The sequence below is a fragment of the Nocardia sp. NPDC004860 genome (assembly GCF_040609015.1).
Lineage (GTDB): Bacteria > Actinomycetota > Actinomycetes > Mycobacteriales > Mycobacteriaceae > Nocardia.
The window spans coordinates 185,984-199,510 of the sequence record NZ_JBEXJI010000013.1 but is presented as its reverse complement, the minus strand read 5'-3'; the positions used below and the strand labels follow the sequence as shown (position 1 = coordinate 199,510).

The 13,527-nt window shown below is 69.2% G+C and carries 15 protein-coding genes; 10 read left to right on the top strand and 5 right to left on the bottom strand.

Annotated elements, in window-relative coordinates; genetic code table 11:
- Positions 1-18: 18 nt before the first annotated feature.
- Positions 19-1,053, bottom strand: coding sequence for a phosphotransferase family protein (locus ABZV44_RS24010; protein WP_354840235.1), 1,035 nt, complete (start codon positions 1,051-1,053; stop codon positions 19-21).
- Positions 1,054-1,068: 15 nt separating this feature from the next.
- Positions 1,069-1,893: an SDR family oxidoreductase gene (locus tag ABZV44_RS24005; protein ID WP_354840232.1), complete on the bottom strand. Its 825-nt coding sequence runs from the start codon at positions 1,891-1,893 to the stop codon at positions 1,069-1,071.
- A 139-nt stretch (positions 1,894-2,032) separates the two neighbouring features.
- Here ABZV44_RS24005 and ABZV44_RS24000 point away from each other — a divergent pair, with 139 nt between their 5' ends.
- Positions 2,033-2,965 (top strand): alpha/beta hydrolase, encoded by a 933-nt coding sequence (locus tag ABZV44_RS24000; RefSeq protein ID WP_354840229.1) that lies wholly within the window; start codon positions 2,033-2,035, stop codon positions 2,963-2,965.
- 3 nt (positions 2,966-2,968) lie between these two features.
- Here ABZV44_RS24000 and ABZV44_RS23995 read toward each other — a convergent pair whose 3' ends face one another.
- Together ABZV44_RS23995 and ABZV44_RS23990 are read right to left on the bottom strand one after the other, a co-directional pair.
- On the bottom strand, positions 2,969-3,595 hold the full coding sequence (locus ABZV44_RS23995; RefSeq protein ID WP_354840226.1) for a TetR/AcrR family transcriptional regulator: 627 nt from the start codon (positions 3,593-3,595) through the stop codon (positions 2,969-2,971).
- 99 nt (positions 3,596-3,694) lie between these two features.
- Complete coding sequence (locus ABZV44_RS23990) at positions 3,695-4,261, bottom strand: PadR family transcriptional regulator (protein ID WP_354840223.1); 567 nt, start codon at positions 4,259-4,261, stop codon at positions 3,695-3,697.
- Between the two features lie 121 nt (positions 4,262-4,382).
- On the opposite strand from ABZV44_RS23990, the gene ABZV44_RS23985 reads away from it, so the two are divergent.
- The 7 genes from ABZV44_RS23985 to ABZV44_RS23955 all read left to right on the top strand — a co-directional run bounded on the left by ABZV44_RS23985 (position 4,383) and on the right by ABZV44_RS23955 (position 11,287).
- Entirely contained in the window at positions 4,383-5,870 is a 1,488-nt protein-coding gene (locus tag ABZV44_RS23985; RefSeq protein ID WP_354840220.1) for an NAD(P)/FAD-dependent oxidoreductase, read from the top strand.
- A gap of 12 nt (positions 5,871-5,882) precedes the next feature.
- Positions 5,883-7,019, top strand: a complete 1,137-nt coding sequence (locus ABZV44_RS23980; RefSeq protein ID WP_354840217.1) for a 2Fe-2S iron-sulfur cluster-binding protein — start codon at positions 5,883-5,885, stop codon at positions 7,017-7,019.
- A gap of 201 nt (positions 7,020-7,220) precedes the next feature.
- Complete coding sequence (locus ABZV44_RS23975) at positions 7,221-7,619, top strand: hypothetical protein (protein WP_354840214.1); 399 nt, start codon at positions 7,221-7,223, stop codon at positions 7,617-7,619.
- 131 nt (positions 7,620-7,750) lie between these two features.
- Positions 7,751-9,187 carry a hypothetical protein gene (locus tag ABZV44_RS23970; protein ID WP_354840212.1) on the top strand — a complete coding sequence of 479 codons (1,437 nt, stop codon included), beginning with the start codon at positions 7,751-7,753 and terminating at the stop codon, positions 9,185-9,187.
- Positions 9,184-9,591: a FixH family protein gene (locus ABZV44_RS23965; RefSeq protein WP_354840209.1), complete on the top strand. Its 408-nt coding sequence runs from the start codon at positions 9,184-9,186 to the stop codon at positions 9,589-9,591. The genes ABZV44_RS23970 and ABZV44_RS23965 overlap by 4 nt, the downstream gene beginning before the upstream one ends.
- 29 nt (positions 9,592-9,620) lie before the next feature.
- Positions 9,621-10,742 (top strand): hypothetical protein, encoded by a 1,122-nt coding sequence (locus ABZV44_RS23960; RefSeq protein ID WP_354840207.1) that lies wholly within the window; start codon positions 9,621-9,623, stop codon positions 10,740-10,742.
- Complete coding sequence (locus ABZV44_RS23955) at positions 10,739-11,287, top strand: hypothetical protein (RefSeq protein ID WP_354840204.1); 549 nt, start codon at positions 10,739-10,741, stop codon at positions 11,285-11,287. Before ABZV44_RS23960 ends, ABZV44_RS23955 begins: the two co-directional genes overlap by 4 nt.
- Positions 11,288-11,290: 3 nt before the next feature.
- Here ABZV44_RS23955 and ABZV44_RS23950 read toward each other — a convergent pair whose 3' ends face one another.
- Complete coding sequence (locus tag ABZV44_RS23950) at positions 11,291-11,776, bottom strand: carboxymuconolactone decarboxylase family protein (RefSeq protein WP_354840201.1); 486 nt, start codon at positions 11,774-11,776, stop codon at positions 11,291-11,293.
- A gap of 226 nt (positions 11,777-12,002) precedes the next feature.
- Between ABZV44_RS23950 and ABZV44_RS23945 the strand changes: the two genes are divergently transcribed.
- Entirely contained in the window at positions 12,003-12,782 is a 780-nt protein-coding gene (locus tag ABZV44_RS23945; protein WP_354840199.1) for a phosphotransferase, read from the top strand.
- 163 nt (positions 12,783-12,945) lie between these two features.
- Positions 12,946-13,521 carry a UbiX family flavin prenyltransferase gene (locus ABZV44_RS23940; protein WP_354840196.1) on the top strand — a complete coding sequence of 192 codons (576 nt, stop codon included), beginning with the start codon at positions 12,946-12,948 and terminating at the stop codon, positions 13,519-13,521.
- Positions 13,522-13,527 lie beyond the last annotated feature (6 nt).

The following is a 13,527-nucleotide window of genomic DNA, read 5'->3' as shown; positions in this document are numbered from 1 at the left end:
GCGCTGCGGGTTTCGCCCCTACGGCGTGCGCAGCGCGGACAGCCCCGCGGCCAGCAGCGGCTCGACCGCCTCACCCATGTGCTCGAAGCCGGGTCCCACGGTCTGGCCGTGAATGTGACGGAAGTGGATGCCCTCGCTGATCACGGCCAGCTTGAACGACGCCAGCGCGATATAGAACCCGATCTCGGACACATCGCGGCCCGTGCCCGTCGAATAGCGTTCCAGCACTTCGGATTCGACCGGATAGCCGGGCGCGAGCGCGACATCGCTGACCCCGGGCATGACGCTGTCGCCCATGCGCTGATAGACCAGCAGCAGGCCGATATCGGTGAGCGGATCGCCGAGTGTGGCCATCTCCCAGTCGATCACGGCCGCGACCCGGTCCTCGGCGTCGACCAGCACATTGTCGAGCCGGTAGTCGCCGTGCACGATGCCCGTTGCCGACTGCGCGGGCAGGTTCTTCGCCAGCAGATCGTGCAGTTCGACGGCGGCGGGCAGGTCCCGGCTGTAGGAGGCGTCGAGCTGCTTCTTCCAGCGCCGCACCTGCCGCTCCAGGAATCCGTCCGGCCGCCCGAAGTCCGCCAGCCCGACCGCGCCCGGGTCGACGGTGTGCAGGGCGGCCAGCGTGTCGATGAGGCCGGTGGCGATGACCCGGGTCCGGCCGGCGCCGAGCGGCGCCAGTTCGGCCGCGGTCCGGTAGGGCGTGCCGACGATCCGTTCCATGACATAGAAAGGCGCACCGATGATGTCGTCGTCCTGGCACAGCGCGTAGGTGGCGGGCACCGGGACGGCGGTGTCCCCGAGCGCGGTGATCACCCGGTACTCGCGGGCCATGTCGTGCGCGGTGGCGAGCACGTGCCCCAGCGGCGGCCGCCGCAGGATCCACGCCGACTCGCCGTCGCTGATCTCATAGGTGAGATTGGACTTCCCGCCCGCGATCAACCGGCCGCGCAGCGGACCGGTCACCAGGCCCGGCCGAGTGTCGGCCAGCCACACCGCGAGTCGCTCGAGATCCAGGCCGGGTAGGTCGCCGGGCCGCTGATCGTCGCTCATGTGTCTCCCTGATGCTCAGTGGCCGTCGCCGCTGTCCAGCAGCCGCGCCTGATAGTGCCGCATGCCCGACAGCCAGCGGTCGTAGTCCGCGCCCTTGCGACGGTACATCTCGAGCACCTCCGGGTGGGGCAGGATGAGGAACCGCTCGTCGTCCAGCGCGGCCATGACCAGCTCGGCCACCGCATCGGGGGTCAGCACCGCACCGGCCGAGGTGACCGCCCGGGTGGCGGCCATGCCGATGGCGTCCCCGGAGTTCTCGCCCGCCCGCAACAGCGGCGTCTCCACGCCCATCGGGCACAGGCAGCTGACCCGGACACCCTGGTCTCCGTAGGTGACCGACAGCCACTCGGCGAACCCCACGGCCGCGTGCTTGGTGACCGCGTATGCGGCCGAGCCGATCTGGGTCAGCAGGCCCGCCGCCGACGCCGTGCTGACGAAGTAGCCCTCGCCGCGTTCCACCCAGCCGGGGACCAGCAGCCGCGCCGCGCGGATGTGGGCATTGAGGTTGACGTCGAGGGTGGTGTCCCACTCCTTCTCGTCGCCGAGCCCGACCGGCCCGATCACGCCCGCATTGGCGAAATACAGGTCGACCGGCCCGAATTCGGCCTCGGCGCGGGCGATGAGCTCCTCGATGCGGGCGGTGTCGGACACATCGGCCCCGACCGCCACGGCCGCGCCCGGGAACTCCGCGTTCAGCGCCGCCGCGACCGCCGCGGCGGCCTCGCCGTTCAGGTCGGCGACGACGACCCGCGCCCCGGCCCGCACCAGCCGGGCGGCGATGGCCCCGCCGATGCCGCCACCGCCTCCGGTGACAATGGCGTTCCTACCCGCGACCTGCACGTGTTCTCCCTACGGCCCGTGCCGGCGCCCGACCCGGGTGGATCGGAGGCGCCGGCTGATGGAATATGAAACCTACGTCGGATTCAAGTTCATGACCCGTCCGGCGTCAACCGGCCCGGCGGCGAGAGGTGAACAACCGATGCGGACAGCACATCTGGTGGACGAGTGGAAACGGCTGGGCAGCGCTCAGGTGGCGGCCAATGGCATCGAGCTGCGGGTGGTCGAGCACGGCGCGGGGGCGCCGGTGGTGTTCTGCCACGGGTTCCCGGAGCTCGGATTCTCATGGCGGCATCAGGTTTTCGCGCTGGCCGAGGCCGGGTTCCGGACGCTCACCCCGGATATGCGCGGCTACGGCGGCAGCTCACGGCCCACGCGGGTCGAGGACTACGACATGCTCACGGTGTGCGGGGATCTGGCCGGGCTGCTCGACGCCTACGGGCTGGAGGACGCCATCTTCGTCGGCCACGACTGGGGCGCGTCGGTGGTGTGGCACATGGCCCGGGAGTATCCGGAGCGGGTGCGGGCGGTGGCGGGGCTGAGCGTGCCCGCGACCCCGCGGTCGTCCGGGCCGCCGCTGTCGATCATGCGCGCGCGGCTGGGTGCGGACTTCTACATGGTGTGGTTCCAGGAACCCGGGGTCGCCGACGCGGTGCTGGCCGCGGACCCGCGGCGCACGCTGTTGCAGGACGACATCATGAGCGCCGCCACGTTCCTGGACACCAGCGCCCCCGAGCCGCCATTGCCGGAGTGGCTCAGCGAACCCGAATTCGAGTACTACGTCGAGACTTTCACCGCCACCGGGTTCACCGGCGGGCTCAACTACTACCGCAACCTGGACCGCACCTGGGAGCGGACCACGCATCTGGAGGGCGTGAAGATCGCCCAGCCGTCGCTGTTCATCGCCGGATCCACCGACCCGGTCATCCGGTTCACACCCATGCAGAAGATGTCGGCGCTGCTCAGCGATCTGCGCGGCACGATCGTCCTCGAGGGTGCGGGGCACTGGATTCAGCAGGAACGGCCCGCCGAGGTCAATGCCGCGCTGATCGACTTCGCACGCGGGCTGGGCTGAGCGCTACTCGGCCTGCAGCTGCAGCGCGTTCACCCACAGCTGGGTCAGCGTCGTCACCAGCTTCTCGAACGGAATCCGTTGCTTCTGAACGTAAACCATGTACGCCATCCGGCTCACCATGGCCGAGAGCGCGTGCGCGGTGATCATCGGATCAAGGTCGGCGCTGGCCTGCCCGGACTCCTGCAGCCCGCGGATCATCCGGGCATTGCGCTGCGCGAACGCCTTGCCGCGCTCGACGCGCAGGTGGCGGAAGTTCTCGTCGATGTGGGCGACCTGCTCGAACAGTGCCATCAGGCGGGCATTGCGCTTGTAGGACAGCAGGTAGTCGCGATTGGCGGCCTCGATGAGCGCGCGGGTGTCGGTGATCCCGCTGCGCTCGCGCACGTGCGGGTGCAGCATCTCCTCCGAGACCTGCTCGACCAGGGCCGCGAAGATCTCGTCCTTGCTGTCGAAGTAGGTGTAGAAGGAGCCCGACGCCATGCCGGCGGTCTTGGAGATGTCGGCGATCTTGGCGTCGAGGTAGCCGTCGCGCTCGAAGACCTCGCGCGCGGCGGCGATGAGGGCGCCGCGCGTGCGCTGACCGCGCCGGGTGGGCGGGGCGGTACGGCGGGATTCACCCTCGCCTGTCATCGATTCGGACGCCAACGCTGATCACTACCTGTCATTTCGCGGACAACTTTCCAGGCGGACACCGTATCAACCGGGACGGCCCCGACGGCGGGTGACCGGTTACCGCGAGTGTGCGGCGATGCGCCGGTCGATGACCGGCAGCGCGAACTCGGCCCAGCGAATGTTCTCCTGCTCGAAGGCGATTCCGCGCAGCAGGCTCAGGTACGGGCCGATGCGGTCGACCTCGGCGAGGTAGGCCTGCTCGCTGCGCCCGTCCAGCAGGCGGCCGCGCAGTCGTTCGTAGCGGGCCAGTTTCGCCTTCGACCACTCCAGTTTCTCGGCGACGGCCGCCCGCACGGCGGGGGCGTCCTCGGCCTCCATGGCCTGGACCTTCACCATCATCTCGTCGCGGATGGCGGTCGGTTTGGAGGGCTCGGCGATGAACGCGTGCAGCGCCGCCCGCCCGGCCGGGGTGATGGAGTGCAGGCGCTTGTTGGGGCGGCGCTCCTGCTCGACGACGCGGGTCTCGATGAGCCCCTCGGCGGCCATGCGCTCGAGCTCCTTGTAGAGCTGCTGCGGGGTGGCCAGCCAGAAGTTGGCGACCGAGGCGTCGAAGCCCTTGGCCAGGTCGTAGCCCGATGCCTCCCCCTCCAGCAGGGTGGCCAGAACCGCGTTGCGTAGCGCCATCCGCCCAGGCTACCACCATCGGCGATTATTAAATTTGTTGTCTACTTTTTCGTAGACACCGCAACTCATGGTGGCTACAGTGCGATTCATCTACTCAATTAATTGACTATTGGAGGTGGGCATGCACGACTACGACGCCATCGTCATCGGCGCGGGCAATGCCGGACTGACCGCCGCGGCCACGCTGCAGCGCGCGGGGGCGCGGACGCTGCTGGTGGAGCGGCACAATGTGCCCGGCGGCTGCGGAACCTCGTTCCGGCGCGGGCGATTCGAGTTCGAGGTGGCGCTGCACCAGCTGTCCGGGGTGGGCGTGGAAGGACAGCCGATCTCCTTGCGCGAGGGGCTGTTCCAGCAGCTGGGGATCGCAGATCGGCTGGAGTTCGTGCAGGAGCACGATCTGTACCGGGCGGTCGTCCCCGGCCGGCTGGATGTGACGATTCCGGCCGACTGGGATGCGGCGATCGACGTCCTCGATGCCGAGTTCCCGGGCAGCCGGGATCGGGTGGCGCGGTTCTTCGAGCTGATCAAGCAGGTGACGTTCTGGCAGATCGCGGCCATGCGCGGGATGCCCGCCGACCAGATCGATCCGGTGCTGTTCCGGTACGGGCTGCGCCCGCTGCAGCAGGTGCTCGACGAATACTTCGATGATGACCGGATCAAGGTCGCGCTCGCCATGTACTGGACCTATCTCGGCCAGCCGCCGTCCAAGCTGCGGTTCCAGGATCTGGCGCTGACGCTGTTCGCCTACTTCGAGTTCAAACCGTGGCATGTGCGCGGCGGGTCGCAGGCCATGTCGGCGGCGATACTCGACTCGTTCCTGCAGGCGGGCGGGCAGGTGCGGTTCAACACCGGGGTCGAGGCGATTCTCACCGCGGGCGGGCGGGCGCTCGGGGTGCGGCTCGAGGACGGGGCCGAGGTGACCGCGCCGGAGGTGGTGTCGAATGCCTCGCTGCCCACCACCTACGCCATGCTGGACGGGATCGCGGTGCCGGCGGCGGTGCGAAACGATCTGGCCACCAGGCGGATCGGGGTGTCCGGGTTCGTGCTGCACATGGGCCTGGACGCGACGCCCGCGGAGCTCGGGTTCACCACCAGCACGACGTTCGTCAACCGGGACACCGACGACGATCGCACCTACCGGGCGTGGAAGTCGTTCGAGCCGGCGCGCGGCATCTGTGTCAGCTCCTACGATGTCGCGCCCATCGGGTTCGCACCGGCGGGGACCACCCATGTCAGCCTGATGACGTTGCAGTACGCCGACATCTGGAAGAACGTGGCGCCGGCGGACTACGCGCGCACCAAGTTCGCCTTCGCCGAGACGCTGCTGGATCTGTGTGAGGCGGTGACGCCGGGTATCCGCGACGCCATCGAAGAGGTCGATGTGGCAACGCCTTTGACCATGATGCGGTATCTGGGTCATCCGGGCGGGTCCATCTACGGCTACGACCAGGATGCCACCGAGGGCTGGCTGTTCCGCAACAGCGAACGCGAAACCCATGTCCCCGGACTGCACGTCGCCGGTTCCTGGTCCGGCATGGGCGGATTCCAACCCACACTCGAGGCCGGGGCCCGCGTCGCGCGCCGCCTGCTGCGCACCCAGGCCGCCTGAACGGAGCACATCGTGAAACGACACCCCCTCGCCACCCGATTCGACGGCGCGGCAGCCATTCTCGACGAGATCGAGGCCCGGCTGCCCGAAACCCGCGACCACAGTGCGGAAGCCCGCGCCATCGTGGACGCCTACCATCCCAAGCGGCTGCTGCTGCGGGTGGAGGCCGTGTTCGAAGAAACCGTGTCCGCCAAGACATTCCGGCTGCGCGGCCTCGACGGCGCGACGCTGCCGCCATTTCTGGCGGGCCAGTACGTCAACGTCTTCTCCGACGGCACCAGCCGGCCGTTCGCGATTTCCTCCAGCCCCACGGAGCTCGGCTTCTACGACCTGACGGTGCGGCGGGTGCCGGGCGGCCGGATCAGCAATCTCCTCCTCGACACCGTCGAGGCGGGCCAGGTGCTCACCACCACCGGGCCGATGGGGACCTTCCACCACAATCCGCTCTTCCACGGTGACCGCGTGGTGTTCCTGGCGGGTGGTTCGGGCGTCGCACCGGCCATGAGCATGATCCGCGAGTTCACCGACCGCGGGCCGGTCCGCGAATTCCATCTGATCTACGGTTCGCGCGACGCCTCCGACATCCTGTTCCGCGAGGAACTCGCCACCTTTGCCACCCAGCCCGGCATCACCGTCGATCACGTCATCGCCGACCCCTCCCCCGACTGGACGGGCCGCACCGGATTCCTGTCCGCCGATACCATTTCCGACCTGACCGGCCCCCTCGGCAACCGCATGGTCTACGTCTGCGGCCCCCAGGCTCTCTACCCCTACGCGCTGGAGCAGCTCACCGCCCTGGGCCACCCCCGCAAGCGAATCCGCTTCGAAGCCAACGGCGCTCCCAGCGACCCCACCGCCCAGCCGCACTGGCCCACCACCGCCGACCCCGCCGAGGAGGTCACGGTCATCGTCCGCGACACCACGTTCCGCACTCCACGCGCCCGTCCCCTCCTCGATGCCCTCGAAGACAACGGCATCCGACCCGAAGCCGCCTGCCGCTCCGGCGAATGCAGCCTCTGCCGCATCCGCGTCCTGAAGGGCGAAGTCCACACCGCCGCCGAAGCCGAACTCCGCCTCTCCGACGCCGCCACCGGCTACACCCACTCCTGCGTCGCCTACCCCCTCACCGACGTCGAACTCGACCTCTGACTCTTCTCCACCAACTCGGCCCGGGCCGCGCGCAACGGCGCGAACCGGGCCGAGAGCCTCGTCCCTGGAACAGGTTCACACTCACGGGATCCGACCCGGCGGGTGTCGAGGTGCCCGAGGGCCGTGGAGCGCGACGGCCCTCGGGCTGCGACCTGTGCACCTGATCGCGGCGGTTCGGCGCCGGCGGTGGAGACTGAGGCGGTGGAGGATGCAGGGCTGGTGGTTGTGGTGGACGCGGCCAACGTGGTGGGTTCGCGGCCGGATGGGTGGTGGCGGGATCGGGCCGGGGCGGCGCGGCGGTTGCTCGGGGAGCTGGGTCCGTTGCGGGAGCGACTGCCCGAAGTGACGGACGTGGTCGTGGTACTCGAAGGGGCCGCCAAGGCCGCTGCCGACAGCGCGGGGGCCGAGCTGCGGGTGGTGCTCGCGGAGGGTTCCGGGGACGACGCCATTGTCGAGGTGGTCGCGGCCGAGGCCGGAAAGGCCGGGGCCCGGCCGGGTTCGGTGCTCGTGGTGACGGCCGATCGTGGTTTGCGAGCGCGGGTCGAGGCGCTCGGTGCGACGACGGCCGGGCCCGGCTGGCTCCGGAACGCCTTGGCCTAGCCGCTGAAACGACTCGCGCCACGGGGCTACCCGTCCCAGCGGGCCCGGGGACCCTACCCTGACCGCACCCCGAGGAGACATCCCCCGCGGGTGGGATTTCCGGGCCGCGGTTTTTCGGTAGCTTCGGAACAGTGCAGCCGCCGTTGATCGTTCGCCTGCGCGGCGCATGCCTGGTGGTGGGCGTGCTCTGCGCGTTCCTGCTGGGGTGGGATGTCGCGTCCGCGCCCGATGCCCGGGCCGATGGCGCGGGGAGCGGGGGTGATCTGACGGTGGCGCAATCGCTGGGGGCACGCGAGCTCACGGTGGTGATCCGGCGGGCCGAGCCGGGGCCGCTACGCGTCGAGGTGGTGAGCCATGCCGGGTCGGCGGCCGGGGCGCTGACGGTCAGCGCCGCGCCGGTCGATCAGGGTGGCGAGACCTCCTCGGGCACGGTCGAACTCGCGGATCGGCCGGGGCTGTATGCCACGACGTTGCGGGTGGATCATGCCGGGCCGTGGGAGCTGTCGGTCTCGGACGGCGAACAGACCGCCCGGATTCCGTTCCTCGTCGCCGCGCGCGTGGTGACGCCATGGGAGCGGGCAGCTTACGGGGGCTTCTTCGCGGCGGGTGTGCTGCTACTGGTCGCGCTGGGTACCGCCCTCCTCTCGAAAAGAGGCTGGCCGACACTGATTCCGGTGGGCGCGCTCATCGCCGCGCTGACCGTCGGGACCACGGGGGCGGTGCTGTCCTCGAGTGCGCCGCAGCCGCGGCCGGCGGGCAGCCTGCTCGATCCCACGTCCGGCAATATCGGCAATCCGTTCCCCGAACGCGATCTGCCGCTGACCACGAATTATTCACGGCCGCCGGTGAATCTGACCGTGCGTGCGCAGCCTGCGGCCGCGGGGCAACCGACGGAAGTCCAGCTGTCGCTGACCGATTCGGCGACGGGGCGGCCGGTGGACGATCTACTGGTCACCGATGACGCGCTGCTGCACCTCATGGTGGTCGGGCCGTCCGGGACGTTCTGGCATCGGCATCCGATCCGCACCGCGCCCGGGGAGTATCGGGTCGGCCTGGGGCTCGGGGAGTCCGGCGATTACGCGGTCGCGGCGGAGATCGCCCGGCGCGGCGGGGGTGTGCAGCTGCTGCGGTCCGCGCTGCGCGTCGGCGGTCGATCCGGTTCCGGCGCGGCCGATCCCGCACCGAGCGGGACAACTCTGACGACCACCGAGGCGATCGCGGGCGAACCCGTCACCCTCACCGCGGCCTACGGCGGCGCCGCGGATCTACAGCCCTGGCTGGGGATGATCGGCCATCTCATCGCGGTCGGCCCGCTGCCGGACGGCGTGCCCGCCGGGACGTCCGCGGCGACGGCGCCGATCTGGGCGCACGCCCACGCCATGGCCCCGATGCCCGCCGTCGGCGCCCAGCCGCCGGACGAGACCGTCGCCGCCTACGGCCCGAATGTGGCGTTCACCTTCACTTTTCCGCTGCCCGGCCGGTACCTGGTGTGGGCGCAGGCCGAGCGCGGCTATTCCGTCATGACCATTCCGACCACGGTCGACGTCCGAGCGGTGGTTCCGCAATGACCAGGCGCACAGGACTGATCGCGGCGATCGTCGTGCTGGTGGCCGCGCTGCTGACCTGGTGGCTGTGGCCGTCCGGCAGCGCGAAACCGGTGCCGCGCAGTGCCGCCGGGCCCTACCAGGTGCAGCTGCGCGTCTCCGGCGGATCGGCGCACACCGGCGACAACACCGTCGACCTCGACATCACCGACCAGCACGGCACCGCCGCCACCCCGGATCGCGTCTCGGTGGAGCCCGCCATGCCGCAGATGGGCCACGCGCTCCCGCCGGGCACCGCCGCGGTCGTCACGCCCGGGCACTACCGGGCGACCGTGACGCTGCCCATGGCGGGGCAGTGGGAGATCACCGTGAAACTGTCCGGCGCACCGGGATCCGGCAGCGCCACCTTCTCCGTCCAGGCCAACTGAATCGAAGGAAAGAGGATCAGGAGCAGACCATGGACCTCACCGCCAACGGTCGCGGTCTCACCGCCGAGGCGACCGCACCGATCACCATCCGCCCCTGGCTACCCGCGGCCATCCTGTTCGCGGCCAGCATGACCTTCGCCGTCGGATCGACCTGGGACATCCAGTGGCACTCCGATGTCGGGCCCGATACCTTCTTCACGCTGCCGCACCTGTTCATCTATGCCAGTGCGGCGATCGCCGGATTCACCGGTCTCACGGTCATTCTCGTCACCTCGGCCGCGGGCCGGGCGGGGCGGCGGGTGGACGGTGCGCTGGGCGGGCCCGGGATCCGCGTGTTCGGGCGGACGTTCACCGCGCCGCTCGGGTACATGGTGGCGGCGTTGGGTGCGGCGTCGTTCCTGCTCTACGGACTGTGGGATCTGTGGTGGCACAGCCTCTACGGATTCGACGCGATCATCGACTCGCCGCCGCACATCGGCCTGTTCCTGTCCAGCACGGTGATCTCGGTGGGCACGGTGATCGTGTTCGGGGCGGCGCGGGCCCATCGGTGGGGGCGGATCGGCGCGCTGTTCGCGCTGGCGCACCTGGCGACCTCGAGCACCGTCACCGCGCTGGCGGTGCAGCGGCTGAGCACCGGGACCGTGCGGTGGACGGTCGCGGTCACCGCGTTCATGGTGATTCTGCTGATGGTCGTGGGTGCGGGATTCCAGCGGTGGGGCGCGACCGTCACCGCCGTGTTCTCCTCGGCGATCCAGGGCCTGTTCTGGTGGTTCGCTCCGTGGGCGGCGCGCGCCTACGCCGATTTCGTGGGATTGCCCATGCGCGAACACATCCGGGGCATTCCGGCGACCCCGGCGCTCATTCCGTTCTGCCTGATCCCGGTGGGCATCGTGATCGATCTGCTGCTGCGACGCACCGACAGCCCGGCGCGCCTGCTGCCCGCGCTGGCCGGTGGGCTCGGCGGGGCGATCATCGGCGGGTTCAATCCCGTGCAGCAGGTGATCATCTACGACGCCCGCCTCTCGCACGCCTCCGTCATCATCGCCACCACGGTCGCGGCCGCGCTGCTGGGTGCGCTCGGCGGCTACCTGGGCTGGCGCTTCGGCGACATGCTGCGGCTGTCCGCCCCGTCCGAGAAGGTCAGCGCATGATCAACCGTCTACTCGCCACCGCCGCAACGATTCTCGCGATTCTCGGGCTGACGGCGGGCACTGCCGCGACGGCGTCTGCGTATCAGCCCGTCGATATCGTGCACACCGAGCACGTGCAGGCCGGGCCCTACGCGCTGACCGTGGGGTTCAGCGAATGGCCTTTGCGCGCAATGCAATCGCTGGACTTCACCTTCATCCCCGACGGGGGCATCGAGGACAAGACCGGCACGCTCACCGAGTACCAGCCCAACGGCAAGGTGCGCCGCGCCGAACCGCTGTCGCGGCACCCGCGCAAGCGCGACGTCTGGGGCCTGGACGTGCGCTCTCTGGATGAGCAGGGCGCGTGGACCTTCCACTTCGTCATCGACGGCCCCCAGGGCCGCGGTGAAGGCGATCTGGCGAACCTCCCGGTTCTCCAGCAGCCCGGCCCCCCACTGGGTGTGAGCTGGGCCGTCAGCACGATTCCGCTGATCGGCCTGATCGCCTTCCTCGCCTACGCCTGGCGCCGCAGCCGCCGACCGGTCACGGCCCCGCAGCCCGTCTGACGGTCAGTCGGTGACCCCGGTGAACATGCCCGGCTCGTAGGACCCACCCTGCTGATGCAGGATGACACCGAGCCGATTGGCGGCGTTGATCATGGCCACCAGCGCCACCAGCGCCGCGGTCTGGTTGTCGTCGTAGTGTTTCCGAACCTGCGCCCAGGTCTCGTCGGAGACCCCGAGGTGGGCATCCGCCAGCCTGGTGCCCTCCTCGGCGAAGGCCAGCGCCGCCTGTTCCGCCTCGCTGAACACCGACGCCTCCCGCCAGGTCGCCACCAGATTGATCCGAACCGGCGGCTCCCCCGCCGCCGCCAGCTCCTTGCTGTGCGCATCGGTACAAAAGCCACACCCATTGATCTGACTGGCCCGCAAGCTCACCAGCTCCTGAATCGTTTTCGGCACCTCGGACTGCGTGATCACCAGACTGGCGTTCGCAAACCGCTTGGCGAACTTCGCGCCGACCTCATTCGCGAACATATCGAGCCGAGCACTCATAGCGTCCATCTCCTTCATTGTCAGTGGGACGACCATGAGGTGCCGGCCACCCCGGATTTGTGACATCGCCCCGCTATGACACAGACCACATGTCCCAGCTGCGGGCAGACGACCGGACCAATCACGGCACTCTGCGCCGGCGAGCCGCGGCTTCCTGCCAATTTCGCCGTGGCAGTGCACGTTTGGATCACGGGGGCGCCGGTTGGGTATTCGCCCGTGTCGTACCGTGGGCTGCGTGGGGTTTTCCGATGGATGGGATTGCTTTGCCACGTTGATCGACGGAGCGTGGGTCGACAGGAGACCGCGCCGGCCAGAGGTCGCCGGCCAACTGCGGCGTGAAACCCAGCTGATGCCTTGGCTGGCACCACTGTTGCCCCTGCAGGTGCCGATCCCCCGGGTGGTGAGCGAGACACCGTTGATCGTGCGTCATGCCCTGGTCCCCGGGACGTCCATCGAGTCCGCCGGGACCGGGCACGGGCTCGCGCTGGGAGGATTTCTTCGCGCCCTGCACGACAGCCCCGCGGCCGAGGCGATGCGGCACGGACTGCCATCAGCGGCCGAAACCAGGCGCACCCGGGCTGTAATGATCGACCGTTTCCGAACCGAGGTCGTGCCGTTGATCCCAGCGGCACACCATGATTCGGCGCTGGCGGTCCTCGATGCCGTCGTGGAATTCCCCGCGGATAGGGTCGTCCACGGCGATCTCGGCCCGGAACACGTCTTGGTGGACGAAAACCATATCGCCGGTGTGATCGACTTCGGCGATGTCCATCTCGGCGACGCAGCGAATGACCTGGCATGGCCACTGTTCGGCGCACCAGCAGCCTTCGGCGACGCGGTCGCCACCGCTTACGGCCTCACCGACGACCTCCGCCGCCGAGCATCGGTCTGGCATCAACTCGGGCCATGGCATGAAGTGACCTATGGCTTGGACAGAGGCGATGACGACATGGTCCACAGCGGATTGACCGGCCTGCTCGACCGACTGGACCTCTTCCACGGCTGATCGCCCAGAGCACTCGGACGCGCGCCGTTCCGAATACGTCTCGGCCGCAAGAACACCCGATGCTGTCGTGGGCAATCGCCTGCCAGCGGACTGCCAGCGTCGGCTGGAACCCTCGTGCAGGTACGACGTCTGCGTGCGACAACTGCGAGTTAGGGAAGTGCCATTGAATGGCGACGAATCGCCACGGCGGCTGGTCGTGGGAATCAGCGGCGCCACGGGCATCGGCTACGGAATGCGGGTGCTGGAATTTGCCCGGAAGGCCGGTGTGGAGACGCATCTGGTCGTTACGCCCGCTGGTCAGCAGACGCGGGCTTACGAAACAGGACTGAGCGCACGGGATCTCGCGGAAATGGCTGATGTGTCCTATCGGCCCGCCGATATCGGTGCGGCGATCGCGTCCGGTTCCTTCCGGACCGCGGGGATGATCGTGGCGCCGTGCTCGATCCGCACCTTGTCCGCGATCGCGTACGCCAATGGCGACAATCTGCTCACTCGCGCCGCCGATGTGACGATGAAGGAGCGGCGGCGCCTGGTGCTGATGGTCCGCGAGACGCCACTGACTCTCGGACATCTGCGAGCGATGGCCGCCGCGACCGAATCCGGGGCCATCGTGATGCCGCCGGTTCCCGCGTTCTATCTGCGACCACAGAGCGTGCAGGACATCGTCGACCACACCGCGGGTCGTGCGCTGGACCTGCTCGGCATCGACGTGCCCGATCTGCCCCGCTGGGGAGAATAGGAAATA